Source organism: Microbacterium sp. LCT-H2, assembly GCF_001866135.1.
Lineage (GTDB): Bacteria > Actinomycetota > Actinomycetes > Actinomycetales > Microbacteriaceae > Microbacterium.
On the sequence record NZ_MODW01000003.1, the window covers coordinates 345397 to 370384 of the forward strand.

General features: G+C 70.9%; 29 protein-coding genes and 1 tRNA gene. 15 read left to right on the forward strand and 15 right to left on the reverse strand.

Annotated features, from left to right (window positions below; translation table 11 throughout):
• Both BK819_RS10300 and BK819_RS10305 read left to right on the forward strand, forming a co-directional pair.
• On the forward strand, positions 1 to 1272 hold the full coding sequence (locus BK819_RS10300; protein WP_071329043.1) for a kynureninase: 1272 nt from the start codon (positions 1 to 3) through the stop codon (positions 1270 to 1272).
• On the forward strand, positions 1262 to 2083 hold the full coding sequence (locus BK819_RS10305; RefSeq protein ID WP_083391739.1) for a PaaX family transcriptional regulator C-terminal domain-containing protein: 822 nt from the start codon (positions 1262 to 1264) through the stop codon (positions 2081 to 2083). The genes BK819_RS10300 and BK819_RS10305 overlap by 11 nt, the downstream gene beginning before the upstream one ends.
• Here the strand turns inward: BK819_RS10305 and BK819_RS10310 are convergent.
• The gene (locus tag BK819_RS10310) at positions 2080 to 2574 is read right to left on the reverse strand and encodes an FBP domain-containing protein (protein ID WP_071329045.1); all 495 of its coding nucleotides are present in this window, start codon (positions 2572 to 2574) and stop codon (positions 2080 to 2082) included. The two genes, BK819_RS10305 and BK819_RS10310, sit on opposite strands and share 4 nt — an antisense overlap.
• A 291-nt stretch (positions 2575 to 2865) precedes the next feature.
• Here BK819_RS10310 and BK819_RS10315 point away from each other — a divergent pair, with 291 nt between their 5' ends.
• A complete protein-coding gene (locus BK819_RS10315; RefSeq protein ID WP_071329046.1) occupies positions 2866 to 3213 on the forward strand; it encodes a hypothetical protein in 348 nt (115 codons plus the stop codon).
• A 21-nt stretch (positions 3214 to 3234) separates the two neighbouring features.
• Here BK819_RS10315 and BK819_RS10320 read toward each other — a convergent pair whose 3' ends face one another.
• Positions 3235 to 3636 (reverse strand): hypothetical protein, encoded by a 402-nt coding sequence (locus tag BK819_RS10320; protein ID WP_025102514.1) that lies wholly within the window; start codon positions 3634 to 3636, stop codon positions 3235 to 3237.
• Positions 3637 to 3846: 210 nt separating this feature from the next.
• Here BK819_RS10320 and BK819_RS10325 point away from each other — a divergent pair, with 210 nt between their 5' ends.
• Positions 3847 to 4035 (forward strand): CsbD family protein, encoded by a 189-nt coding sequence (locus BK819_RS10325; RefSeq protein WP_370670658.1) that lies wholly within the window; start codon positions 3847 to 3849, stop codon positions 4033 to 4035.
• A 69-nt stretch (positions 4036 to 4104) separates the two neighbouring features.
• On the opposite strand, the gene BK819_RS16815 is transcribed toward BK819_RS10325, so the two are convergent.
• Positions 4105 to 4269 (reverse strand): hypothetical protein, encoded by a 165-nt coding sequence (locus tag BK819_RS16815; RefSeq protein ID WP_164498167.1) that lies wholly within the window; start codon positions 4267 to 4269, stop codon positions 4105 to 4107.
• 121 nt (positions 4270 to 4390) lie between these two features.
• Here BK819_RS16815 and BK819_RS10330 point away from each other — a divergent pair, with 121 nt between their 5' ends.
• The 6 genes from BK819_RS10330 (at position 4391) to BK819_RS10355 (ending at position 9398) form a co-directional block, all read left to right on the forward strand.
• Positions 4391 to 4657 (forward strand): Rho termination factor N-terminal domain-containing protein, encoded by a 267-nt coding sequence (locus BK819_RS10330; protein WP_025102516.1) that lies wholly within the window; start codon positions 4391 to 4393, stop codon positions 4655 to 4657.
• Between the two features lie 5 nt (positions 4658 to 4662).
• Complete coding sequence (locus tag BK819_RS10335; protein ID WP_071329047.1) at positions 4663 to 5739, forward strand: YbdK family carboxylate-amine ligase; 1077 nt, start codon at positions 4663 to 4665, stop codon at positions 5737 to 5739.
• Between the two features lie 38 nt (positions 5740 to 5777).
• A complete protein-coding gene (locus BK819_RS10340) occupies positions 5778 to 7184 on the forward strand; it encodes an MFS transporter (RefSeq protein ID WP_071329048.1) in 1407 nt (468 codons plus the stop codon).
• Positions 7181 to 8044 (forward strand): endo alpha-1,4 polygalactosaminidase, encoded by an 864-nt coding sequence (locus tag BK819_RS10345; RefSeq protein WP_083391752.1) that lies wholly within the window; start codon positions 7181 to 7183, stop codon positions 8042 to 8044. Before BK819_RS10340 ends, BK819_RS10345 begins: the two co-directional genes overlap by 4 nt.
• Positions 8045 to 8148: 104 nt before the next feature.
• Positions 8149 to 9195, forward strand: a complete 1047-nt coding sequence (locus BK819_RS10350; RefSeq protein WP_071329049.1) for an iron-containing redox enzyme family protein — start codon at positions 8149 to 8151, stop codon at positions 9193 to 9195.
• Positions 9192 to 9398 (forward strand): CDGSH iron-sulfur domain-containing protein, encoded by a 207-nt coding sequence (locus BK819_RS10355; RefSeq protein WP_071329050.1) that lies wholly within the window; start codon positions 9192 to 9194, stop codon positions 9396 to 9398. The genes BK819_RS10350 and BK819_RS10355 overlap by 4 nt, the downstream gene beginning before the upstream one ends.
• A 7-nt stretch (positions 9399 to 9405) precedes the next feature.
• On the opposite strand, the gene BK819_RS10360 is transcribed toward BK819_RS10355, so the two are convergent.
• The gene (locus tag BK819_RS10360) at positions 9406 to 10185 is read right to left on the reverse strand and encodes a YggS family pyridoxal phosphate-dependent enzyme (protein ID WP_071329051.1); all 780 of its coding nucleotides are present in this window, start codon (positions 10183 to 10185) and stop codon (positions 9406 to 9408) included.
• Positions 10186 to 10258: 73 nt separating this feature from the next.
• Between BK819_RS10360 and gabT the strand changes: the two genes are divergently transcribed.
• Positions 10259 to 11602 carry a 4-aminobutyrate--2-oxoglutarate transaminase gene (gabT, locus tag BK819_RS10365; RefSeq protein WP_071329052.1) on the forward strand — a complete coding sequence of 448 codons (1344 nt, stop codon included), beginning with the start codon at positions 10259 to 10261 and terminating at the stop codon, positions 11600 to 11602.
• Here the strand turns inward: gabT and BK819_RS10370 are convergent.
• Positions 11586 to 12266 (reverse strand): HAD-IA family hydrolase, encoded by a 681-nt coding sequence (locus BK819_RS10370; protein WP_071329053.1) that lies wholly within the window; start codon positions 12264 to 12266, stop codon positions 11586 to 11588. The two genes, gabT and BK819_RS10370, sit on opposite strands and share 17 nt — an antisense overlap.
• A gap of 26 nt (positions 12267 to 12292) precedes the next feature.
• On the opposite strand from BK819_RS10370, the gene BK819_RS10375 reads away from it, so the two are divergent.
• Complete coding sequence (locus tag BK819_RS10375) at positions 12293 to 13006, forward strand: glutamine amidotransferase (RefSeq protein ID WP_071329054.1); 714 nt, start codon at positions 12293 to 12295, stop codon at positions 13004 to 13006.
• Positions 13007 to 13071: 65 nt separating this feature from the next.
• Here the strand turns inward: BK819_RS10375 and BK819_RS10380 are convergent, their stop codons facing one another.
• A complete protein-coding gene (locus BK819_RS10380) occupies positions 13072 to 13617 on the reverse strand; it encodes a carboxymuconolactone decarboxylase family protein (protein WP_071329055.1) in 546 nt (181 codons plus the stop codon).
• 122 nt (positions 13618 to 13739) lie between these two features.
• Between BK819_RS10380 and BK819_RS10385 the strand changes: the two genes are divergently transcribed.
• A complete protein-coding gene (locus BK819_RS10385) occupies positions 13740 to 14591 on the forward strand; it encodes an AraC family transcriptional regulator (RefSeq protein ID WP_071329056.1) in 852 nt (283 codons plus the stop codon).
• A 2-nt stretch (positions 14592 to 14593) separates the two neighbouring features.
• Here the strand turns inward: BK819_RS10385 and BK819_RS10390 are convergent, their stop codons facing one another.
• From BK819_RS10390 to BK819_RS10405, 4 genes are all read right to left on the reverse strand, one after another.
• Complete coding sequence (locus BK819_RS10390; protein WP_071329057.1) at positions 14594 to 15706, reverse strand: DegT/DnrJ/EryC1/StrS aminotransferase family protein; 1113 nt, start codon at positions 15704 to 15706, stop codon at positions 14594 to 14596.
• Positions 15707 to 15750: 44 nt separating this feature from the next.
• Positions 15751 to 15821 (reverse strand) — tRNA-Cys (locus BK819_RS10395).
• Positions 15822 to 15834: 13 nt separating this feature from the next.
• On the reverse strand, positions 15835 to 17082 hold the full coding sequence (locus BK819_RS10400; RefSeq protein ID WP_071329058.1) for an aminotransferase class I/II-fold pyridoxal phosphate-dependent enzyme: 1248 nt from the start codon (positions 17080 to 17082) through the stop codon (positions 15835 to 15837).
• On the reverse strand, positions 17079 to 18434 hold the full coding sequence (locus BK819_RS10405; protein ID WP_071329059.1) for an aminotransferase class I/II-fold pyridoxal phosphate-dependent enzyme: 1356 nt from the start codon (positions 18432 to 18434) through the stop codon (positions 17079 to 17081). Before BK819_RS10405 ends, BK819_RS10400 begins: the two co-directional genes overlap by 4 nt.
• Positions 18435 to 18616: 182 nt before the next feature.
• Here BK819_RS10405 and BK819_RS10410 point away from each other — a divergent pair, with 182 nt between their 5' ends.
• Positions 18617 to 19306, forward strand: a complete 690-nt coding sequence (locus tag BK819_RS10410; RefSeq protein WP_071329060.1) for a DedA family protein — start codon at positions 18617 to 18619, stop codon at positions 19304 to 19306.
• A gap of 3 nt (positions 19307 to 19309) precedes the next feature.
• Here the strand turns inward: BK819_RS10410 and BK819_RS10415 are convergent, their stop codons facing one another.
• The gene (locus BK819_RS10415) at positions 19310 to 20212 is read right to left on the reverse strand and encodes a phosphotransferase (protein ID WP_177173822.1); all 903 of its coding nucleotides are present in this window, start codon (positions 20210 to 20212) and stop codon (positions 19310 to 19312) included.
• A 52-nt stretch (positions 20213 to 20264) separates the two neighbouring features.
• On the opposite strand from BK819_RS10415, the gene BK819_RS10420 reads away from it, so the two are divergent.
• Positions 20265 to 21050, forward strand: a complete 786-nt coding sequence (locus BK819_RS10420; protein WP_071329062.1) for a DNA/RNA non-specific endonuclease — start codon at positions 20265 to 20267, stop codon at positions 21048 to 21050.
• A gap of 16 nt (positions 21051 to 21066) precedes the next feature.
• Here BK819_RS10420 and BK819_RS10425 read toward each other — a convergent pair whose 3' ends face one another.
• The 4 genes from BK819_RS10425 to BK819_RS10440 are packed head-to-tail and all read right to left on the reverse strand — an operon-like array spanning position 21067 to position 24923.
• On the reverse strand, positions 21067 to 22179 hold the full coding sequence (locus tag BK819_RS10425; RefSeq protein ID WP_071329063.1) for an alkene reductase: 1113 nt from the start codon (positions 22177 to 22179) through the stop codon (positions 21067 to 21069).
• 39 nt (positions 22180 to 22218) lie between these two features.
• The gene (locus BK819_RS10430) at positions 22219 to 22686 is read right to left on the reverse strand and encodes a MarR family winged helix-turn-helix transcriptional regulator (protein ID WP_071329064.1); all 468 of its coding nucleotides are present in this window, start codon (positions 22684 to 22686) and stop codon (positions 22219 to 22221) included.
• 52 nt (positions 22687 to 22738) lie between these two features.
• Positions 22739 to 23194: a MarR family winged helix-turn-helix transcriptional regulator gene (locus BK819_RS10435; RefSeq protein ID WP_071329065.1), complete on the reverse strand. Its 456-nt coding sequence runs from the start codon at positions 23192 to 23194 to the stop codon at positions 22739 to 22741.
• Between the two features lies 1 nt (position 23195).
• Positions 23196 to 24923, reverse strand: a complete 1728-nt coding sequence (locus tag BK819_RS10440) for an MDR family MFS transporter (RefSeq protein ID WP_071329066.1) — start codon at positions 24921 to 24923, stop codon at positions 23196 to 23198.
• Between the last annotated feature and the right edge of the window lie 65 nt (positions 24924 to 24988).

A 24988-nucleotide genomic window follows, 5' to 3' on the forward strand; every position in this document is an offset into this window, starting at 1 on the left:
ATGACCGACCGCTCCGCCGATACCGCCCTCCTCGACGCCGCCCGCGCCCTGGACGAAGCGGACCCACTCGCCGCGCACCTCGACGCGTTCGTCGAGGCCCCGGGCGTCACCGCCTACCTGGACGGCAACTCGCTCGGCCGCCCGCTGCGCGACGTGCCGGAGAAGCTCGCCGCCTTCGTGCGCGAGGACTGGGGCACCCGCCTCATCCGCTCCTGGGACGAGCAGTGGATGGCCCTGCCGATGGAACTCGGCGACCGCATCGGCGCCGTGACCCTGGGCGCGGGGCCGGGGCAGACGGTCGTGTCCGACTCCACGAGCGTCCTCATCTACAAGCTCATGCGGGGGGCCCTTCGACACGCTCAGGGACCCAGCGGCGCGGCTCAGGGGCCCACGGGGCGGACGGAGCTCGTGATCGAGGAGGGGAACTTCCCCACCGACCGGTTCCTTGCCGAGGGCGTCGCGGCGGAGATGGGGGCCACGCTGCGCTGGATCACGCCCGATCCGGTGCACGGCGTCACGATCGACGACGTCGCGGCCGTGGTCTCCGGTCGGACGGCGCTCGTCTCGCTCAGCCACGTCGACTACCGCTCCGGCGCCCTCGCCGATATGCCCGGCATCACGGCCGTCGTCCACGAGGCCGGGGCGCTGATGATGTGGGACCTCTGCCATTCGGCGGGTGTCGTGCCGATGCAGCTCGACGACTGGGGCGTCGACATGGCCGTCGGCTGCACCTACAAGTACCTCAACGGCGGCCCGGGATCGCCCGCGTTCGCCTACCTCCGCCACGACCTGCAGGGCCTGCTGCGGCAGCCGATCCAGGGCTGGTGGAGCGCAGCCGACATCTTCGCCATGGGCCCGGAGTACGTCCCCGCCGACGGCATCCGTCAGCTCCTCAGCGGCACGCCCCCGGTGACCTCGATGCTCGCGATGCAGGGGATGATCGACCTCATCGAGCAGTCGGGGATCGATGGCGTGCGCGCGAAGTCGGAGTCGCTCACCGCGCTCGCGGTCCGGGCGTACGACGAGCTGCTCGCGCCGCTGGACGTCCGCCTGCTCAGCCCCCGCGACCCGGCGCGACGCGGCGGACACATCACGATCGGCCACCCCGATTTCCGGGAGGTCACCCGGAGGCTCTGGGCCGACGGCGTCATCCCCGACTTCCGCTTCCCGGACGGGATCCGGCTCGGGCTGTCGCCGCTCAGCACTTCGCACGCCGAGACCGTCGCCGGGGTGCTCGCGGTCAGGGATGCGTTGGAGTCCGGTGTCTCCTGAGCCCGCGGCGCCGGTCGTGCTCGATGACATCGACGCCCGCCCCGGCAGCACCGCCTCGCTCCTGCGCACCCTGATCGGCCTGTATCTGCGCCCGCTCGGAGGCTGGATCTCGGCCGCCGATCTCGTGGCGCTGGCCGCCGATCTCGGCATCCCCGCCGCTCCCGCCCGGACGGGCATCGCCCGTCTCAAGCAGAAGGGCCTGCTCCTACCGGAACGCCGCGACGCCGTCGGGTACCGGCTGAGCCCGGCGGCCGTGCCGATGCTGGAGCGCGGCGACCGCCGGATCTTCCGGATGCAGGAGATGACCGACGACGATCCGTGGTGCCTCGTGTCGTTCTCGATCCCAGAGAGCGCGCGCAGCGTGCGCCATCAACTGCGCCGTCGACTGCACTGGATCGGCGCCGGTGTCGTCTCCCCCGCCCTGTGGATCTGTCCCGGGCACCTCAGGAAGGAGGCGGAGCAGATCCTCGACGAGCTGGATGCCCGCCGCTGGGCGACCCTGTTCGACGCCTCGGCCCCGGCCCCGGCCGGCACCCTGGCCGAGGCCGCTGCGGCGTGGTGGGACCTGGACGGGCTGCGCGCCGAGCACGAGGCCTTCCAGGCGTCGCTCACGGCCATGCCCGATGCGCCGTTCCCCGCGTACGTGCACCTCATCGACCGGTGGCGGGTGCTGCCCTACACCGATCCGGGGCTGCCCCCGGCGATGCTGCCGGCCGACTGGCCGGGCGGACGCAGCTTCGAGGCGTTCGCCCGGCAGTCGGCGGCGTGGGAGGCACCCGCCCTGGCTCACGTGCGAGCCGTGACGACCTAGCCGTTCCGGGTGGCGACCTCGCGCACGAACCCGGTCACGTGCTCCTGCAGCCGCAGGATCCGCATCTCGCGCCCGAGCTCGCGGTCGTACCCCGGATAGGCCAGCGGCGGGAGCGTGCGCACCGCCGCGTTGCAGCCGAACTCGGCGCACGCGAGAACGCCGACCGTGTCGCCCTTGCGACCGGCGGCCCCGGCGCGTCGGGCCACGTACAGCTGCACGTCGTTGCGGAGCGTCACGTCCTCGCACCACGAGCACTGGGCGCGGGCGAGCACGCGCTGCTCGGCACGCTGCAGCACGACGCCCACGGGCTCGTCGTCGATCCAGACGACGACATAGGCGCGCCGCGGCAGCTTCGGGTCGACCCAGCCGAGGTAGTCAAGTCGGTCGAAGTCGGTCTCGGCGAAGCCGGGCGGCACGGTGATGTCGGAGACCTCCTTGCGGGAGGCGTTGCAGAAGGAGGCGCGCACGGCGCGCTCGTCGATGGGACGCATGAGAGAAGAGCTTTCGGTGTGATCGCCGGAACGGCGAGACGGATCGGAGGATCACCCGGACGATGCCGGGGTACGACGCAGCACCGGGGACGGGGTTCCGCCTCCGGCCGATCCTCAGCCTCTGCCTGCGGCGCTGAACGCGCCTACAGCTCCGCTCCGCGCCCCGAGGGCGCTCATCGACGACAGCACCCGGCGAGCCTACACCCGTTTGTTTCGTCGCGTGTCGAGAGCGCTGCGGGATCCCGACCTCGTCGGCGTACTCTGGCCGGACGCCGATCCGAAGGAGTCCCCGTGTCCACGCCGCTGCACCGCCGTCCGCCCCTCGAGGTGCGTGAGCGTGCGACGTGCATGTGCCGGAACGGCGGCCGCTGCTCCTCCTCGGCCCCCGGCCACGCCCTGCACCTGATCCAGGAGCGCCTCGCGGCGGCGACCCCGGCGCGATGGGCGGACGCGTTCGTGACCGCGGCCGATCCGGTCGCCGGAGACCTCGTCGTCCGCACGCTCGACGGCACCACCCACACGCTGTGGAACGGCTCCGGCGCCGCGCTGGAGGCCGCCGTCGGCAGCCCGGTCGCCCTCCATCTCGACTACGCCGTGCTCGCCGTGGGACGCACCCGCTTCAACGTCGCCGTCGTGTGACGAGGGCCTGATCCCCTCGGGTCAGGCGCTCGCCATCATCATGTCGCGGACCGCCATGCAGGCGTTCATGCAGGCCTGGCACGCCTGAGCGCACAGGCGGCAGACGTCGCTGTGATCGGCGTGCTGCATGCACTCGTCCATGCACATCTGGCACATCGCGATGCAGGCGTCCAGCATCGCCATCATCGTGGCCGGGGTCATCCCCTGCATGCGGAGCATGGATCGCATCATCGTGTGACACATGTCCGCGCAGTTCATGCACGCGGGGGCGCAGTCCATCTCCTGCGTCGCGCACACGGTGCAGGCCTGCTCGCAGGCCGCACACGCGTCCATACAGGCCTGCAGCACCGACATGTCCATCATCGCCATGTCCGGCATCGACTCCATGTTCTTGGACATGGCACCCATCATCATCGCGTCCATCGCACACCGCTCCCTTCGTCGAGGACGACGGGCAGGACACCCGCCTGGCGCCAGGCTAACCCCTGGGTGGGGCGGGAGTCGATGGGGGCGGAACGCTGACACGCCGCTCGGTGAATGTCAATCCCGTGGACGGACCGCACGCCCGGTGCGACGCTCGAAGAGCAATCGATCCGTCCAGGAGAGGAGCCTCTTATGAGTGGCGCAGATGACATGAAGAATTCCGCTGAGAAGCTGGGTGGCAAGGTCAAGGAAGGCTTCGGCAAGCTGACCGACAACGAGAAGCTCGAGGCCGAAGGCCAGGCGGATCAGGTCAAGGCCGACGCGAAGCAGGCCGGCGAGAACGTGAAGGACGCCGCGGGCAAGGCCGGCGACAGCGTCAAGGACGCGTTCAACCGCTGATCCCCCACCCGCTGATCCCATGAAGAGGGGGAGGCTCGCCGATGGCGAGCCTCCCCCTCCGCACTCGGGTCAGACCTTGCGGCTGCCGGTGATCGCTCGGATCAGCCAGGCGATCACGGCGATGGCCAGGAGCACCAGACCGACCCACAGCAGGAACTGGAGCGACTGCACCAGTCCTCCGGTGATCGCGAGGATCACGGCGATGACGATGACGATGATCAGGAGGATGTTCATCGGTCTTTCCCTTCTCTGGGGGCGCGGGCGCCCGACTGCGGTGACCTCACGCTAGACCCGAACCACACCCTCTCTGGAGGGGGTTGACTTCGACCCTCCCGATGCGCGAAGGAGCAGAGCAATGCCAGGACGACGCAACAACTCCCTGAAAGATCCGGAGCTGTACGAAGAGCTCCGCGACGACGGGGCTTCGAAGGAGAAGGCCGCCCGCATCTCGAACGCCGCCGCACGAGACGGCCGCAGCTCGGTCGGCCGCCGCGGCGGGAAGCACGGGGACTACGAGGACTGGACCGTTCCCGAGCTGCGCAAGCGCGCCAAGGAGCTGGGCCTCACCGGCTACAGCGGCAAGCGCAAGGCCGAGCTCATCTCCGAACTGCGAAACCACTGACCCGGATGACGCGCTTCGGGATCGAGGAGGAGTTCCTCCTGCTCGACGAGGATTCGCTCGTCCCCGTCGCCCTCAGCGGTGACATCCTGGAGCGCATCGGCGATGACGTCATCGCCGGACGCGTGACCACCGAGTACCTGGCCTCGCAGGTCGAGGCCCTCACCGATCCGGTGCGGACCGGCGCCGAGGCCGTCCAGCAGCTGACGGCGATGCGCACGGCCATCGGCACGCAGGCACGCGCCCGGCGCGCGATCGCGGCGCCGACCGGCTCTCCGTTCACCACTCTCCGCTCGCCGCGCCTCTCGCCGTCGGCGCACTACGACGACGTCGCGCGGCGGCTCGCGCACCTCACCCGCGAACACGAGGTGAACGGTCTGCACGTGCACGTCGAGGTGGCGGACGAGGAGGAGCGGGTCCGCGCCCTGAACCGTCTCCGCGCCTGGCTGCCGCTGCTGCTCGCTCTCAGCACGAACAGCCCGTTCGGCAACGGTCTCGACACGGGATTCGCGAGCTGGCGGAGCATGCTCATCCGCCGGCTCCCCTCGTCCTGGTGTCCGCCCCGGTTCGCCGACCTCGACGACTACCGGGCGCGCGTGGACCAGCTCCTCGCCCTCGGAACCATCGGCGAGGCCACCTCCCTCTCGTGGGCGGTGCGCCTCTCGGAGCGCTACCCGACGGTCGAGGCGCGCGTCGCGGACACTCAGCTCACTGCGGAGGACGCCGTTCTCTCCGCACTGCTGACCCGCGGGATCGCCCTGTCGTCCGGGCAGCGGATCGTCGCCGACGAGACGGAGGCGATCGACGCGTCGATCTGGATGGCGTCGAGAGCGGGGATGACGGCCCGCATCGTGGATCCGCTCACCGGAGAGGTCTGCCCGACCTGGACCGTGGCGGAGCACCTGATCGACGACATCGGGCCGGTGCTGGACGACCTCGGCGATGCGGCCGCCGTGCAGGAAGGTCTCGACCGGATGCGGGCCGACGGGACCGGTGCGGCCCGACAGCGCGCGGCGCACGCACGGGACGGGCTCCCCGCGCTCCGACGGCTCCTGCAGGGAGGTACCGGAACTCCGGCCGACTGACCGGCCCTCGCGTCCGTCGCCCGGAGTAAGGTCGGCCTGTGTCATCCTTCGCCCCGCTCCAGCGGCTCGTCATCGCGATTGCCGTGCTGGCCTCGTTCGTCACGTTCCTCGACGGGACTGTGGTGAACGTCGCCCTTCCCGCCATCAGTGAAGAGCTCGGCGGCGGGATCACCACGCAGCAGTGGGTCGTCGACGCCTACCTCATCACCCTCAGCGCGCTGATCCTGCTCGCCGGCTCCCTGTCCGACGCCTACGGACGGGTGCTGGTGATGCGGATCGGCCTCATCGCCTTCGGCATCGCGTCCGTCGCCGTCGCCGCCGCGATCGACCCGCTCATGCTCATCGTGGCTCGCGGGGCGCAGGGGGCGGCCGGAGCCCTGCTCGTCCCCAGCTCCCTCGCGCTCATCACCGCGACCATGCGCGGCGACCTGCAGGCAAGGGCCATCGGCGTCTGGACCGCCTTCACCACGGCCGCCCAGCTGGTCGGCCCCCTGCTCGGCGGACTCTTCGTCGACTTCCTGTCCTGGCGCTTCGTCTTCCTCATCAACGTCCTCCCCATCGGGGTGACGCTGGTGCTGCTCGCCCGCCTGCATCTACCGGAGCACCCGCGAGGCGTCCGCGTGGACTGGTGGAGCGGAGCACTGTGCGCGCTGGGTCTGGGCGCCATCGTCTTCGCCCTCATCGAGCAGCCGAACCTCGGATGGACCTCCCTCGCGATCTGGATCCCCGCCGTGGTCGGGGCCGTGCTCTTCGCCGTCTTCCTGTGGCGCCAGGGCCGCTCGGCCACACCGCTCATGCCGCTCTGGCTGTTCCGGGTGCGCGACTTCGGGTGGGGCAACCTCGCCACGCTCTTCGTGTACGCCGCGCTCTCCCTCAACGGCTTCGTGGTCGGCGTCTACCTCCAGCAGGGGGCGGGACTCAGCGCCACGGCGGCCGGGCTCGCGAGCCTGCCGATGACGATCCTCATGATCCTGCTGAGCTCCCGCGCCGGCGGGTGGGCGGGGCGCTGGGGCCCGCGCATCTTCATGACGATCGGACCGCTGATCATGGCCGTCGGCGCATTGATGCTGCTGACCGTGAACGCCACCTTCGACTACTGGGCGCAGGTGCTCCCGGCCATGATCGTGATGGGTCTCGGTCTGTCGCTCACCGTCGCCCCGCTGACGGCCGCGATCCTCGGGGCCATCGACGAGAACCACTCCGGCATCGCCTCCGCCGTGAACAACGCCGTCTCCCGCGTCGCGGGTCTGCTGGTGGTCGCGATGCTGTCGACCATCGTCGGGGGCACGCTCGACCTCGACGGGTTCCACAACGCAGCATGGGTCACGGCGGCGCTCCTCGTGCTCGGCGGCGTCGTGTCGTGGATCGGCATCCGCCGGAACCCCTCGGAGGCGGCGGCTCCGCCCGTCGGCGCTCCCGCGCAGCCGACGCCTCAGCCGCGATGAGCGTCCCGCGTCCGCGGCGCCGTCGAAGGACGACACACCTCTCCCTGGCGGCGTCGGTCGCGGTCGGGGTCTTCGCTCTCGCCGCCTGCACCGCGCCGCCCGCTCCCCCCGCGGAGGGAACGGGGTCGTCGGCCGATGTCGCACTTCCTCCGACCGGCGCCCTCCCCGACTACCAGCTCGGCGGCGCCTACGATCCGCCCGAGGGGGTGGGCATCGTCGGGCGCGACCGCAGCGCGGAGTCGGCTGCCGGCCTCTACTCCGTCTGCTACGTCAACGGCTTCCAGACCCAGCCGGGCGAGCTCGACGCCTGGCCCGACGACCTTCTCCTGCGCGACGGCGACGAGGTGGTCTTCGACCCCGATTGGCCCGACGAGGCCCTCCTGGACACCGGCAGCGCGGCGCAACGATCCCTCATCGCCGAGATCGTGATCCCGTGGATCGAGGGCTGCGCGGACTCCGGCTTCCAGGCGGTCGAGTTCGACAACCTCGATTCGTTCTCGCGCTCCGGCGGCGCCCTGAGCCTGGACGACAACCTCGCGCTCGCGGAGCTTCTCGTCGACGCGGCGCACGGTGTCGGGCTCGCCGCCGGGCAGAAGAACGCGGCCGAGCATGCGGACGTCCTGAAGGAGCGCGCGGGCTTCGACTTCGCCGTGACGGAGGAATGCGCCGCCTACGCGGAGTGCGGTGCGTACACCGCGGTCTACGGGGCGCACGTGATGGACATCGAGTACACGGATCAGCTCCCCCGGCCGTTCACTGAGATGTGCGCCGACCCGGACGCCCCGGCGTCGACCGTGCTCCGCGATCGTGACCTCGTCACTCCGGACGATGAGGGGTACGTGTTCGCCGGGTGCCCGTGACGGCGGGCGCGCTTGCCTGCCGACCGGCTCGGCGTCAAGTCCCTGGTGGTCTCCGCTCGCGCGCGTGAGGATGCGGGTGATCGATCCGATGGGAGCCCCTCCTCATGACCCTCTCCACCCTCGACGCCGACACCGCCGTCGCCTTCTCGCCGCGCGGCCCCCTGTCGAGCGCCGTCCTCGGCGTCCTCACGGGTCGCGGTGACGACGCCGCGACCCTCCCCGACCTCGCCGCCGCAGCCGTCGCCGCGAGCGACGACGTGGTCCGGGATGACGACATCCAGCTCGGCCTGTTCGTCCTCTACGCGTCGTCCTACGGCTCGCTTCCGCAGCTGGATGCGAGTCTCGAGTGGGATGCCGGGGTGGTCACGGCACGCCGCATCCTCGAGGACGCCTTCGAGGCCGCACTGCGTGACACCGTGCCGGTGCCCGAGCTTCCCGAACCCACGGTCGACGCCGTCGGTCGCGCCCTGTTCGCCCTCGCCGCCGCGGACACCGGCCCCAGCCTGTCCCGGCACATCGCCCGGAAGGCCACCCGCGAGCAGGCCGAGGAGTCCCTGATCCTGCGATCGGTGTACACGTTGCGGGAGGCCGATCCGCACTCCTGGGCGATTCCGCGGCTCACCGGCCGCCCCAAGGCCGCGCTCGTGGAGATCCAGTCCGACGAGTACGGCGGCGGCCGACCCCAGCGGGTGCATGCGGAGCTCTATGCGCGGGCCCTGCGCGCCGCAGGACTCGACGACACGTACGGCGCCTATCTCGACGACGCCCCGGCGATCACGCTCGCCTCGCACAACATGATGAGCCTGTTCGGACTCAACCGCCGGCTCGTCGGCGCCATCGTCGGCCATCTCGCCGCATACGAGATGACCTCGTCGATCCCCTGCCGGTTCTACGCCGACGGCCTGCACCGGCTGGGGTTCGCCGACGAGGTCGCCGCGTACTTCGAGGAGCATGTGGAGGCCGACGCGGTGCACGAGCAGATCGCCGCCCGCGACCTCGCGGGCAGCCTCGCCGAGGACCGTCCGGAATTGCTGGCGGACATCCTGTTCGGCGCGGCCGCGTGCCTCACGGTCGACGGGTGGGCCGGAGCCCACACCCTGGACGCCTGGACCGAGGGCCGCTCGGCGCTGCGGGAGAGGACGACGGCATGAGCGGTCGCGAGGAGCCGGTCACGGTCACCGCGTACCCCGACGGCCCGCTGCTCGTGCGCGGGGAGATCGAGCTGCGCGCGAGCGACGGCACGGTGATCGATCCTCGGCGCCGCACGGTGGCGCTGTGCCGCTGCGGTCTCTCCGCACTCAAGCCGTTCTGCGACGGCACGCACAAGGCGGCCGGGTTCCGCACCGAGGACTGAGCCGGGGTCAGCCCTCCGGCCAGTAGTGACTGTCGGGGACGGATCGCGCGCCGAAGATCGCCTGCCCGACGCGCACGCACGTCGCGCCCTCCTCGACGGCGATCTCGTAGTCGCCGGACATGCCCATCGACAGCGCACCGTCGCCGATGAGTTCGGGAGTCTCGTCGCGCGCCCTGTCGCGGAGCGTGCGCAGGAGCGCGAAGCACTCCCGCACCCGGGCGTCGTCGGGCGTGAGCAGCGCGAGCGTCATCAGGCCACGGACACGGAGGGCGCCGTAGGACGGCAGGGCCTTCAAGAAGCCCGGCAGCTCCTCCGGAGGCATCCCGAACTTCGAGTCCTCGGCCGAGGTGTTCACCTGCACGTACACGTCGAGGCTGCGGCCCGCGGCCTGCAAGCGTCGGTCGAGGGCCTCCGCGACGCGGAGTCGGTCGAGCGCCTGGAACTCGGCAGCGAAGGAGGCGATGTCTCTCGCCTTGTTCGTCTGCAGGTGACCGATGACCACCCAATCGACGTCGAGGTCGGCCGTCTCCCGGTTCTTGCGTACCGCCTCCTGCACCTTGTTCTCGCCGAGACGACGCAGGCCGGCACCGATGGCCACCCGCACCCGATCGGTCGGGACGGTCTTGCTCACGGGGAGCAGGTGCACCGCAGCGGGTTCGCGTCCCGCCCGCTCGGCGGCGGCGTCGATGCGCGCACGCACCGCCGCGACGTTGGCCTGGAAGTCGGCGGCGGTGAACGCCGTCGGGTAGCGATCGGCGCCGTCCTCCGCGGGTTCGAACTTTGACATAGGTCAAAATCTAACATAGCTTCGGGACCACGTCGCACGTCCGCCGACACCCCCCTCACGAAGGAGCCTGCCCATGTCCGCACCCGGCCTGTTCTCCGACACCTCGCTGTCGACTCCGCGCCTGCGCACCGAGGTGCCGGGGCCGCGGAGCCGCGCCCTGCACGAGCGCCGGCAACGCGTCGTCCCTCGCGGGGTCGGCAGCGTGCTGCCCGTCTACATCGAGCACGCCGACGGACCCTGGGTCACCGACGTCGACGGCAACCGCTTCCTCGACCTCGGCAGCGGCATCGGCGTGACGACGATCGGCCACACCAACCTCGCCGCCGTCACCGCCGCGACGGAGCAGCTCGATCGGGTCACGCACACGCTCTTCACCGTCACCCCCTACGAGGGGTACGTGCGCCTCGCCGAGCTGCTCGCGGAGAGGGTCCCCGGCACCCACGAGACCCGCACGGCCTTCGCGAACTCCGGGGCGGAGGCCGTCGAGAACGCGGTGAAGATCGCCCGACGGCACACCGGGCGTCGCGTCGTCGCCGCCCTGGACCACGCCTTCCACGGGCGCACCAACCTCGCGCTCGCGATGAACCACAAGGCGGCGCCGTACGGGACCGGGTTCGGCCCGTTCGCCCCCGACATCCACCGCGTCCCCAATTCCTACCCGTACCGGGACGGACTCGACGGCATGGAGGCCGCGGCGCGCACGATCGCCCATCTGGAACAGCGCATCGGCGTCCACGACCTCGCCGCCGTCATCGCCGAGCCCATCCAGGGCGAGGGTGGCTTCGTCGTTCCCGCCGCGGGCTACCTGCCCGCCCTGCAGGAGTGGTGCACCCGGAACGGCGTGGTGTTCATCGCCGACGAGATCCAGACGGGCCTCGGGCGCACCGGGACGTGGTTCGCGAGCACGCATTTCGACCTCGTGCCGGACCTCGTGCTCACGGCGAAGGGCATCGCCGGCGGGCTGCCCCTGGCGGGAGTGACCGGCCGCGCCGAGATCATGGACGCGCCCGACCCCGGCGGTCTCGGCGGCACGTTCGGCGGCAACCCGGTCTCGATCGCCGCCGCCCTCGCGGTGTTCGACGAGCTCGAGCACGGGACCTTCTTCGCGGACGCCCGACGGATCGGCGCCCACCTGTCCGCGCGGCTCGAGAGGCTGCGCGCCCGCCACGCCGTCATCGGCGACATTCGCGGGATCGGCGCCATGCAAGCCTTCGAGCTGAGCACGCCAGGTACGACACGACCGCTGGCCGGGGCTGCCTCCATGGTCGCGGAGTTCGCCGCCCAGCGCGGCATCCTGCTGCTCACCGCCGGGAGCGACGGCAACGTGATCCGCTTCCTGCCGACCCTCACGACGACGGACGAGCAGCTCGACGTCGCGGTGGACGTGATCGACGAGGCCCTCAGCGCGCTCCGTTGACCACCCGGAGACGCAGCGCCTCCCCCCTCCACCGCACCCGGGAAAGGTCCTGCACGACGAGGTCGGGGTGGGCCGTCGCAGAGGCTGCGCCCACCCCGACCACGAACCCCGCGCCGGCCGCCCTCGCCGCACGGATCCCCGGAGCCGAGTCCTCGAAGACCACGCAGTCCCCCGGGTCCCGCCCCAGCAGACGCGCGGCGCGGAGGTAGGGGTCGGGCGCAGGCTTGCCGCGGTCCACATCCTCGGCGGCGACGAGCACGGTAGGCGTCGGGATGCCCGCTCCGCGCATCCGCGCGGTCGCGACGGCCCTGTTGCTGCTCGTCGCGACCGCCCACCGGTCAGGCGGCAGCGCGGCCAGCAGGGCGGCGGCCCCGGGGATACCCGCCGTGGCCGACGCGACGTCGAGCTCCCGCGCGAGCAGGTCGGCCGTCGCCTCGTCCACCCGCTCCGGCTCCACGAGCGTCGCGACCACCTCACTCGGCCGCATGCCGTGCGGGGCGTCTCGGAGGAAGTCGAATCCCGGGGCATACCGACGGGCCCAGGCACCCCACGCGGTCGCGGCCGAGGGGACGGAATCAACCAGCACCCCGTCGCAGTCGAACAGGATCCCCGTCGTGCGCACGATCACCTCGGCACCCTGAACCTGGTGTGCTATTTTTGGCATAGGTCAAATCTATCCGAGGAGAGTGCATGTCTGCGTCCCGCACGCCCCGAACGGCCGTCGCCGTCCGCCACGTCCCCTTCGAAGACCTCGGCATCCTCGCTCCCCTGCTGGCGGAGCGCGGCTACGAGATCACCCTCCTCGATGCCGGCATCGACGAGCTCGACGCGCACACCGTCGCAGGAGCGGACCTGCTCATCGTCCTCGGCGGACCGATCGGGGTGTACGACGACGATCGCTACCCCTTCCTGCGCTCCTCGAAGGCCGCCGTCGCGGCGCGGCTGGACAGCGGCGGCGCCACGCTCGGTGTCTGCCTGGGCGCGCAGCTCCTGGCCGAGTCCCTGGGCGCAGCGGTCCGGCCGACCGGGGCGGTCGAGATCGGCTTCGGCCCGCTCACATTGACCCCTGAGGGCCGGGAGTCCGTCCTGGCCCCTCTCGACGGCGAGCCCGTGCTGCACTGGCATGGGGACGAGTTCGCGATCCCCGCCGGCGCGCAGTCCCTGGCGCACACCCCCGGCTTCCCCCATCAGGCCTTCGCAGTGGGGCGCACTCTCGGCCTCCAGTTCCACCTGGAAGCCGACCACCGCGCCATCGAGCGCTGGCTCATCGGCCACGCCCACGAACTGCATCACCACGGCATCGACCCGCGGGGGATCCGGGAACAGGCACGCACGCTCGGCCCCCGACTCGAGACACTCGCCACCCTCGTCCTCACCGACTGGCTGGATGCGGTCGAGGTCTAACGAGAACGCCCGGGCAGCGGAAGAGGCCGGACCCCCAGCGAATCCGGCCTCTGCTCCCCGCGACCTCAGGCGGCGCGACGCAGCGGCACCGTCGGGAAGTCGATCGGCACGTCGAGCGCGATGTTCACGTAGTTCGTGAAGAGGTTCAGCGCGACCTGGCCGATGGTCTCGACGATCTGCTCGTCGTTCCAGCCGTGCGCGCGGAGGGCGTCGACATCGGCGGAGGTCACCTGGCCACGCTCCTCGACGAGCTTGAGCGCGAAGGCCAGCAGCGCCGCGGTGCGCGGGTCGTCGGAGGTGCCTTCCTGCGCCTCGGCGAGGACCTCCTTCGACAGGCCGGCCTTCCTGCCGAGCGCGGTGTGCGCGGCAAGGCAGTAGCCGCACGAGTTGCGGTTCGCGACGGCGACGGCGATCTGCTCGCCCAGGGCCGCGCCGAGCGTGCCCCCACCGTAGGCGCCGAACGCGCTCCACATGCTGGTGAGCGCGGCGGGCGAGTTCGCGACCGCACGGAACATGGCGGGAACGGCGCCGAAGGCGGAGCCGATCTGCTCGAGCTGGTCCTTGACGGGGCCGGTGGCGGTCTCACGGTCGACGAGAGGGACGTTGGGCATGGGTTGCTCCTTTGTTTCGGGACGGGCCGGGTTCGGCTTCTCCTTAAGCTTTCCGCAAAAGAAAGTACGATACGCATCTTTTGGTCTTGCGTTCATCACATATCGTCCAGAAGAATGGGGGTATGCCGCCGCTCGACCGCCTCACTCCACTGCTCGACCGTTTCCGCGTGCGCAGTCGCCTGTTCCATACCGGACCGCTCTGCGGCACCACCGCCTTCGCGGCGAGCGCGGGACACGGCTTCCTCCACGTGCTGCGTCGCGGCGAGATGGAGGTGACGCACCAGCGCCCTGACGGCCGCACCGAGCGCGAGACGATCACCCGCCCCAGCCTGCTGTTCTTCCCCCGCCCGATCGATCACACCTTCCTCAACGCCCCGACCGAGGAATCCGACTTCGCCTGCGCGACGATCGACTTCGACGGCGGAGCGACGCATCCCCTGGTCCGCACCCTCCCGTCCGTGATCGTCCTTCCGCTCGACGAGGTGTCCACCCTCGGCCCGGCGCTCGACCTCCTGTTCGCCGAGGTCGACAACGTGCGCTGCGGACGCCCCCTCCTGGCCGACCGCATGTTCGAGGTCGTCCTCATCCAGCTCCTGCGCTGGATGCTCGACCACTCCGGCGATCTGACCCTGCCGCCGGGGCTGCTGCCCGGCCTGGCCGACGAGCGCCTCGCCCCGGCCCTCGTGGCGATGCACGAGGCGCCCGGCGAACCGTGGACGCTCGACTCCCTCGCGCGGACCGCAACGATGTCGCGCAGTGCCTTCGCGGCGCGCTTCAAGGACGTCGTGGGCCGCGCGCCAGGCGACTACCTCACCGAGTGGCGCCTCACGATCGCTCAGGAGCAGCTCCGCGCGGGGATGTCGGTGAGCGCTGTCGCCGCCGACCTCGGCTATGCGAGCGCCTCTGCCTTCTCCCGGGCGTTCACCCAGCGTCTGGGCCGCTCCCCCCGCGCCTGGCTCGGCCTCGCCGCCTGAAGTCAGCCGCCGGCCGACATCACCGCCGCGACCCCCGTCACGATCCGGTCGAGATCCCCGGCCGTGAGCGACGGGTGCACGGGAAGGGAGAGCACCTGCTGCGCCGCGCTTTCCGTCTCCGGCAGCTCATCGGTCGGAGCGAAGCGCGCCAGCGAGGGCAGCCGATGGTTCGGGATCGGGTAGTAGACGCCGGAACCCACCCCGTGCTCGTCGCGGAGAGCGTCGCGTACCCGGTCTCGCTCCCCCGCGGCGATCCGCACCGTGTACTGGTGGTAGACGTGCTCGGCGCCCTCCGCGACCGCGGGCACCGTGAGGCCGTCGATGCCGGCGAGCGCGGCGTCGAGGAACGCGGCGTTCCCCTGTCGCTGCCGGGTCCAGGCGGCGACCCGCCCGAGCTGCACCCGACCGACTGCGGCATGCACCTCGCTCATCCGGTTGTTGTAGCCGACGACCTCGTTCGCGTACTGCGTCTCCATGCCCTGGTTGCGGAGCAGACGGATACGGCGCGCCACCTGCTCGTCCGCACAGGACACCATGCCGCCCTCGATCGCCGTCATGTTCTTCGTCGGATAGAGGCTGAACATGCCGAACGTGCCGATGGTCCCCGCCGGCCTCCCTCGCCACGCCGCGCCGTGGGCCTGCGCAGCATCCTCGTAGATGGCGAGACCGTGGTCGTGAGCGACCTCCTCGATACCGTCCACGAGGAACGGGTGCCCGTACAGATGCACGGGCATGATGCCCTTCGTGCGGGCGGTGACCGCGGCACGGACCCGGGTCGGATCCAGGGTGAAGTGCGTCGGTTCGATGTCGACGAACACCGGCGTCGCTCCGGCCAGCACCACGGAGTTCGCGACCGCCGCGAAGGTGAAGGAGGGCACGATCACCTCGTCGCCCGGCCCCACACCGGCGGCGAGCAGTCCCAGGAGCTGCCCGCTCGTACCGGAGTTGACCGCGACGGTGGTGCGACCGTCCACGAACTGGGTCGCGAACTCGCGCTCGAACGCCGCCACCTCGGGGCCCTGCGCGAGCATCCCACTGCGGAGCACCCGTTCGACGGCTGCCACCTCGTCGTCGCCGATGAGCGGCGCGGCGGCCGGGATGAAGTCCTTCTGCATGGAGATGCCCTTCGTCGGGAACGGCTCGTCGAGAGCCGGATCGGAGGTGGAGGCAGGAATCGAACCTGCGTACACGGTCTTGCGGACCGCGACCTGGCCACTCGGTCACTCCACCGGGTCAGGTGTCCTCACGCGCCGGGCGGCGAGTACCCCTGCAGGAAGCGGCCGAAGCGCTGCACCGCATCGACCAGGGTCTCCGTCTCGGGCAGGAAGGCGATGCGCACGTGGTCGGTGTCGGCACCGTTGAAGGCGCGACCGTGCACGAGAAGGACGCGTTCCGCATCGAGGAAGTCGAGCACCAGGCGCTCGTCGTCGCGGATGCCGTAGACCTCAGGGTCGAGGCGGGGGAAGAGGTAGAGACCACCGCCCGCCTCGTGCACATCGACGCCGGGGATCGCGCGGAGCGCCGCCGTGGCGGCGTCGCGTTGCGCCGTCAGCCGCCCGTCCGCCGAGACGAGCGCATCGAGCGATGTGTCGTGCCCCAGTGCGGCCGTGATCGCATGCTGCGCGGGCACCGAGGCACACATCCGCATCGACGCCAGCAGCCGGAGGCCGGACAGGAACGGATCGTCCGCAGCGAACCCGGTCGCCAGCGCCCAGGCGGCCCGGTACCCGGCGACGCGATGGGTCTTGGACAGTCCGGCGAAGGTGATGCACGGCACGTCGGGGGCGACCTGCGCTGTGGAGACGTGCGTGAGCCCGGGGTACACGACCCGGTCGTAGATCTCGTCCGAGAGCAGCAGCAGACCGTGGCGACGGGCCAGCTCCGCGATGCCCTCCAGCGTCTCCCTGGGGTACACGGCCCCGGTGGGGTTATTCGGATTGATGACGACGACGGCGACGGTCCGGGGGCCGATCGCAGCCGCCATGGCATCGAGGTCGGGAAGCCACCCGGCCTCCTCCACACAGGGGTAATGCACGGGCTCGCCCCCGGCGAGGACGGTCGATGCGGTCCACAGCGGATAGTCGGGACTCGGGATCAGGACTTCGTCGCCCGGCTCCAGCAGCGCCTGCAGCGTGAGGCCCACCAGCTCGGACACGCCGTTGCCGACGGTCACCGCCTCGATCCCGAGGGACGGGAAGCCTGCCCGCCGTGCGTAGTGCGCGCGGATCGCCTCCCTCGTCTCCGGCAGCCCCGGGGATTCCGAGTATCCGTGGGCATGCGGAAGTGCCTCGCGGAGAGCCTCCACGATCACCGGCGGCGCCTCGAACCCGAACGGCGCCGGGTTGCCGATGTTCAGGCGCAGGATCCGTTCACCGCGGGACTCCAGCTCGGCCGCACGCGCGGCGACCGGGCCACGCAGGTCGTAGAGCACGCCGTCGAGGCGCGAGGATCGCCCGACCCGGAACGCGCTCCCGGCGTCTCCGGCCGTCATCCGTCCCCCTCGGCCGATGCCGGACCGGAGGCGGCGGCCACGTCGTCGGCCAGGCGTCGCAGGTCGGCGTCATCGAGGTCGTGCACGGTCAGCCGCAGGTGATGTTCACTGGCGGATTCGTCCTCCAGCGCGAACTCCGACCCCGGTCGCACGAGCCATCCGCGGTGCGCGAGCCGCGTGGCGACGACCCCCGCATTCTCCCGGACGTCGATCCACACGTTCAACCCGCTCTCCGCGGCGACATCCAGCCCTCGAGCGGACGCGAGGGCGGCGAAGGACCTGTTGCGCGCGGCATACCGGGCGCCTGCCTCCGCGACCAGCCGGTGCACTCCCTCGTCGCGCAGCATCGTCGCCGCGAGCTGCTGCATGACATGGCTCACCCACATGGTGCCGGGACTGAGCCGAAGGGCCAGCCGCTCAGCGGTGACCGGATCGGACGCCGTGAGGGCCAACCGCATGTCGGGGCCGAGGAACTTGGAGACCGACCGCACCAGCGCCCAGCGCTCCTGGGCGGGCCCGATGATGGTGGCGTACGGAGTCGGGGAGAGCAGCGAGAAGTGGTCGTCCTCGATCACCAGGACGTGGGGGTGCGGAGCGAGCACCTCGCGGAGCTCCTCGGCGCGGGCGGGAGTGATGCTGGCGCCGGTGGGGTTGTGGGCGCGAGGCGTGCAGATGATCGCGCGCACGCCGCTCTCCAGGGCCTCTCGGACACCCTCCACCGTCATCCCCTCCTCGTCGACCGGTATCGCGACCGGGGTGTAGCCGGCCAACCGCGCGGTCTGGATGCTGGACAGGAAGCACGGATCCTCCAGGCCCACCCGGTCGCCGTGCGCGAGCGTCTGGGCCAGCAGGCGCTCCACCGCGTCGACCGCGCCCGCGGTGACCGTGAGCCGGAAGGGACGAGGCTGATCCTCCGCGATCCATCGGGTCCCCCACTCGGCGAGCTCGGCATCGATGACGGATTCGCCGTAGAGGACGGGATGGGGACGCACGGTCGCGAGAGCGGCGACGAGGTCGGGCAGCAAGGCGGCCTGGGGGTTGCCGTTGGCGATGTCGCGGAGTGCCGTTCCGGGCGTGAAGCCCTCATCCGGCGTGGCTGCAGGGCCGAGCACGGTCGTCCCGGTGCGCCCGCCGGTGGTCGCGATGCGGGCGGTGACGAGTGCGCGATAGGCGGCAAGGACGGTGTTGCGATTCACGCCCAGCCGCTCGGCGAGAGTGCGGACCGGGGGCAGACGGTCCCCCGCGACGAGCGTCCCCCGCTCGACGAGGTCGCGCACGCTCTCCGAGATCTCCGCGGCGGTGACACCGCTGATCGCGTCGGTGTCGCCGTCTCTGCTCTCCGCCGTGGCCATGACTCGACGGTAGGGGAGATTTTGACCTATGTCAAAACCTGGGATCGGTCATTCCCGTCCGTCCCGCTGCCCGACGCACGCAGGCGGAGTCCAGGTACACCGGATACCGTTCAGGAGCGATCGGTCCCCCGGACCGCCCCCGCATCCCGCACGATCACCGCGATCCCCCGACAGAGGACACGATGACCCCCGGCACTTCGCCCCTCGCCGCTTCCGCCCCCGGCTACGACGGCTTCATCGGCTGGGTGCTCAGCCTCATCGAGACCCTCGGCGAGGTCGGTGTCGGTCTCGCGGTGCTCATCGAGACGTTCGTTCCCCCCATCCCCTCCGAGGCGATCCTCCCCGCAGCGGGCTTCCTGGCGTACGACGGGCGGATGAACGCCTGGGGCGCCTGGGCCGCAGCCACCATCGGCGGACTCGTCGGTGCGTGGCTCTGGTACGCGCTCGGCGCCGCGGTGGGCCGGGACCGCACGCGGCGCATCGTCGGGCGCATCCCCCTCCTCGACCACGACGACTTCGACAAGGCCGAGGCGTTCTTCGCCCGCTGGGGAGGCGGCGCCGTGCTGTTCGGCCGCTGCGTGCCTCTCGTGCGCTCCTTCATCTCGATCCCGGCAGGGATCGAGCGAATGGCCCTGTGGAAGTTCACGCTGTACACGCTGGTCGGCTCGGCGGTCTGGAACGGCATCTGGATCGGCCTGGGCTTCGCCTTCGGCCCCACCATCCGGCCGATCCTCGAGCAGTGGAGCGGCGTGATCTCCGACGTGGTCGTCGGCCTGCTCATCCTGCTGCTCCTGGTGTTCGTCGTCCTTCGCATCCGTCGCCGCATGCGCGAGGCCGCCGCACGGCGCGCAGAGGACAACGGAGCGGCCTGACGCTCAGCCGCCTCGCCGTGCTGCGCGCTGATGTCGCGCCTGCTCGAAGGCGCCGAGGCGCCGAAAAAACCATTCGTCGTCCCACCAGCCGGTCGCGCGCGCATGCTTGACGTCGTCCCAGATCCGGAAGAGGCCACGCCGCTCTGAGGCCCCGCGGGCGAGTGGACGACGGGCCGCTGCGCGCTCCCAGAGCCGGAGCCCCTCGGCCCCGTCGGCGAGGTGGAACAGGTCCAGCTCGCGGTGCGAGTACCGCGCGGCACCGGGATCGATCACTCCCGTCAACACGAACCCCTCCGGATCGACGAGGAAGTTGCCGGCGTGGCAGTCGTCGTGGATGAAGACGGGAGAGTCATCGGCGAGCGGACGGAGGAGGTCGGGCACCGCGCGTGCCGTCACACGGATACGCTCCCGGAGTCCTGGGTCGATGTGATCCGCCCCCTCGAGCCAGGAACCGAGGTCACGGACGTCCGCGGAGTAGCTGGCGAGGAAGCTGGGATGGGTGCCGCCGCGGAGGTCTTCGAACGCGGGCCCCTCCTGCGCATGCCAGTGGGTCACGACGTCCACGACCTGCTCGGCGAGAGCGTGCGCCGCCGCGGACGACGGCTCCGGCGTGGCTTCGGCGAGGGGCACTCCCGGCACATAGGTCTGCACCATGACCTCGCGGTCGCCCTCACGCCGCAGCGAGATCAGCTCCGGCACAGCGATCCCCGGCGGCGTCATCCGGCCGAGCGCGGCGAGGGCCACCGCCTCCCGCGCTGCGGTCCCCGGGCGATGGAAGGCCTTCACCACCCGGCGCCCGCCGGCGATGTCTTCGACACGGACGGTCGCATAGAACCCTTCGAAGACCTGCATCGACGCCCTCCCCGCGAACTCCGTCTCGCCCTGATCCTCGAACGTAGTCGGCACGCGACAGTCGGGAAAGCGCGGCGGTGTCGGCGGGGCAGGGCACGATGGGGTCATGACGGACGGCTACGACCCCGGGTTCCTCGGCATCCCGCTCCCCCTGCCCGCGCCTCCGATGACGGTGCGCACCCTGCCGGCGCCGCGGTTCACGGTGCTGCTGGACCCGGAGCGGCGGCTCGCCGCGGTGACAGCCGTCACCATCGACGGCGCCCGCCTGCGGGATCTCCCCCGGACGGGTGAGTGGCATCTTGACCCCCGGGTTCCCGAGGAGGAGCAGGCGGGGCCCGCCGTCTACGCCGGGAACGACCTCGACCGCGGGCATCTCGTCCGTCGCCGCGATCCGGGCTGGGGCGAGCTCGCCGACGCGCGCGCGGCCATGGAGGCCACATTCACCTACCCCAACGCCGCGCCGCAGGCCGCCGTCTTCAACCAGTCGAAAGACCTCTGGCTCGGACTGGAGGATCACGTGCTCGTGTATGCGGAGACCACCGCGCAGCGCCTCACGGTGTTCACCGCCCCCGTGCTCGACGAGGCCGACCCGCCGTATCGCGGCATCCGAGTTCCTCTGCGCTACTGGAAGATCGCAGCCTGGAATGCCGGGGGCCGACTCGCCGCCGCCGCGTTCCTCCTCGACCAGTCCGCGCTCGTGGACACCCGGGAGGGTGCTCTCGCCGTCGCGTCGCTCGAAGCCTTCCGCACCTTCCAGGTGCGGGTCGCCGAGGTGTCCGCCCTCACCGGGATCGACCTCGGCCCGCTGTCCGACGCCGACGTCCTCCCCCGACGCGGGATCCGAGAGAGCGGATGGCGCCCGCTGCACACGGCCGACGACATCGTCGTGTGACAGCGGGCGCTCCGCCTCACTCGCCGGCGCGCGCGACCTCCAGCGAGGGGTAGTCGATGTAGCCCTCGGCGGTCGAACCGTAGAACAGCTCCGGGCGCGGTTCGTTCAGCTCGGCCCCGGTCCGCCAGCGCTCCACGAGGTCGGGGTTGGCAATGACCGGACGCCCGGCCGCGACCGCGTCCGCCCAGTCCTCCGCCACCAGCTCCTCGGCCGCGGCACGGGTGGTCTCGACGCCGAAGCCGGTGTTGACGATGAGCGGAGCGCCCGACGCCCGGCGGATGGTCTGGACGAGTTCCCCGGCCGGCTCGGGGTGCAGCACATCGACGAAGGCCAGTCCCAGAGGGGCGAGTCCTTCGGCGAGCGCGGTGTAGGTCGCGAGGACGTCGGCCGCGTCGTCCTCGATGACTCCCTGGATGCCGTGGGCCGGCGAGAGCCGGATGCCGGTCCGGTCGGCACCCACCGCGGCGGCGACCGCCGTGGTCACCTCGATCGCGAAGCGCGCACGGTTCTCCGGCGAGCCGCCGTACTGATCGTCGCGGACGTTGGAGACGGGAGACAGGAACTCGTGGACGAGGTAGCCGTTGGCGCCGTGCACCTCGACGCCGTCGAAGCCGGCCGTGATCGCGTTGCGCGCGGCCTGGACGAACTCCTCGACGACCACAGGGATCTCGTCGAGGGTGAGGGCGTGCGCGACCGGCAGGTCGGCCTTGCCCTGGGGCGTCCGCGTCTGGCCAGGGGCGGCCAGGGCGCTCGGCGCGACGACGCGGGGCTCACCGGAGATCTCCGGGTGGCCCACCCGGCCGCCGTGCATGAGCTGCATGACGATGGTGCCGCCCTCGGCGTGCACGGCGTCGGCCACACGACGCCATCCGTCGATCTGCGCCGGAGTCACGATGCCCGGCTGCCCGGGGTACGACTTGCCTTCGAGGACGGGCCAGACCCCCTCCGAGATGATCAGCCCCTGCCCCGCGCGCTGGCGGTAGTACTCCTCGATGATCGCGGTCGGCACGCCGTCGGCGTCCGCACGCGTGCGGGTGAGGGGCGCCATGACGACGCGGTTGGACAGGTGCAGCGAGCCGAAGTCGGCGGAGTCGTAGAGAGTCACAGAGAGGCAAAGGACACGACCCATCGCTGTATTCCCGTGAATCGACCACGTGGTCCGGGTGCATCAACCGCCCAGGTCGGCGACGAGGTTCGCGAAGTGGTCGAGATCGGCGGCCGTCCAGCCGCGCAGGCGCTCGCCGATGCGTCCCTCGTAGCGGGAGCGGGCGAGGGCGACGCGCTCCTCGGCCAGCGGGGTCGCCACCAAGACGCGGGCGCGGCGGTCGTCCGGATCCGGGATGCTCTCGACGAGTCCGAGCTGCTCGAGCTGGCGCACCTGTCGGCTCACGGCGGATTTGTCCGTCTGCAGCCGCTCGATGAGGGCGCCGGCCGAGGTCGCCCGTCCGGCCAGGATCGAGGTCAGGACCTGGTAGCCCAGCGGCTGGAGGTCCGGATGCACGGTGACGGCGGCTTCCCGCCATCCCACACGAATGCGCGCGAACAGCCGGCCGAGCTCGTGCTCGACGCGAGCGACCGCCTGGTCGAGGTCGTCGATCGGGGCGCCGTCGGCGGAGTCGTCGGGCGAGGCGCTCATATCGCCAGTGTACGGCGAAGCCCCGCGACCGTACGCGGTCGCGGGGCTTCGCTCAGACCTCGGCGAGGAGTCGGAACACCTTGGAGGCGGCCTCGATCTCGGCGGGCGTGAGCTCGTCGATCACGGCGCGGAGCCGGGTGCCGTACGCCTGACGGACGTCGGCGAGTGCGGTACAGGCGGACGGCGTCGCGGTGAGCACCCGAAGCCGGCCGTCGTGCTCGTCCGGCACGGAGGCGATCAGCCCGAGGTCCTCCAGCATCCGCACCTGGCGACTGACGACGGACTTGTCCATCTCGAAGCGCTCGGCGAGCTCGTGCGCGTTGGCAGAGCCCGCGCGGTCGATGAACGTGAGCAGCTTGTAACCGGCCACCTGCAGCTCCGGGTGGACCCGGGACGCCGATTCCTTCCACAGCGACCGGGTCCGCGCGAAGATGAGGTTGAGATGCGCCTGGAGGTCACTGAGGGCGGTGTCGACGTCGGGGGTGCCGACCGCCTCGGACGCGATCATGTCAGCGCTCCTGCTTCCGATCCTCGCGCTCGAGCACGCTCACCGACCCCGTGGTGGTCGTCGGTCCGGCCTGCCCGGTGCGGATCGCCCCCGTCGAGAGGTTCGCGCCGACCTCGGCCTCGGAGACCTCGATGACGGACTCCTCGGCCTGCTCGCGCAGCTGCTCCGCGGCGTTCTTGGTGGACAGCGGCTTGTTCTTGATGAACGCGATCGCGATGATCGCGATCACGGCCAGCGGGATGGCGAGGATGAACGCGTCCGCGATGCCGTGCCCGTAGGCGCTCTCGACGATCGTGCGGATCGTGTCGGGCAGCTCGCCCACCTTCGGCACGTCTCCGGAGCCCAGGCGCTCCAGGGCGCTGATCTCGTCGGGCGTGGTCGGGACGAAGCCCTTCAGGCCGTCCTTCATGAAGTCGGCGACGCTGGTCGACAGCAGCGATCCCATGACGGTCACGCCGATGGTGCCGGCGATCGTGCGGAAGAAGTTGACGTTCGACGACGCGGCACCCAGCTGCTGCGGTGCGGTGTCGTTCTGCACGATCAGGGTGAGGTTCTGCATGACCATGCCGAGGCCGGCGCCGAGGACGAACATGTACACGGCCACCAGGCTGAACGGAGTGTCGTAGCGCAGAGTGGCCATCAGGCTCACACCGATGGTGGCGAGGATCGAGCCGGTGACCATCCAGCCCTTCCACTTGCCGAAGCGGCTGACGAGCTGTCCGATGATGATCGAGGCGCCCATCTGACCGATGATCATGGGGATGGTCATCAGGCCCGACTCGGTCGGCGTGGCGCCACGGGCCAGCTGGAAGTACTGCGCGAGGAAGACCGAGGTCGCGAACATCGAGACGCCGATCGCGATCGAGGCGATGACCGACAGCGTGAAGGTGCGGTTGCGGAACAGCGACATCGGGACGATGGGTTCCTTGACGAAGAACTCCACCGCGACGAAGGCGGCGATGGCGACGCCCGCGGTGACGGCGAGGGCGATGCTGGTCCCGGAGTCCCAGTCGAACTGGTTGCCGCCCATGGAGACCCAGATCAGCAGTGTCGAAACGCCGACGGCGAGCAGGACGATGCCGAAGTAGTCGATGGACACCTTGGTGCCGCGCTGCGGCTTGGGCAGGTGCAGCGTGAACTGCAGCAGGACGAGCGCGACGATCGCGAACGGGACGCCGACGAAGAAGTTGGCGCGCCAGCCCCAGGCGTCGGTGATGACGCCGCCGAGCAGCGGGCCGCCGATCGTGCCGAGGGCCATGATGCCGCCGACGACACCCATGTACTTGCCGCGCTCGCGCGGGGAGATGATGAGGGCCACGGCGATCATGACGAGCGACATGAGGCCGCCGACGCCGATGCCCTGCACGACGCGGACCGCGATGAGCATGTTCGTGTCGGTCGAGAAGCCGGCGATGACGGTGCCGACCGTGAAGAGGATGAGCGAGATCTGGATGAGGACCTTGCGGTCGACGAGGTCGGCGAGCTTGCCCCAGATCGGCGTCGAGACGGCGGTGGCGAGAAGGCTCGCGGTGATGACCCAGGTGTACTGCGACTGGGTGCCGCCGAGGTCGGCGATGATGACGGGCATCGAGGTCGAGACGACCGTGCCGGAGAGCACGGCGACGAACATGCCGACGATGAGGCCGGAGATCGCGGTGAAGACCTCGCGGGCCGAGCGCGCGGTCTCGGAAGAGGATGAGGTGTGTGTCACGGGGGAATGCTCCTGCATAGAAAGTTGATCGAGATCAACCATACGCCGATAGTTGCGGTTTCGCAACTATCGGCGTGCACTCC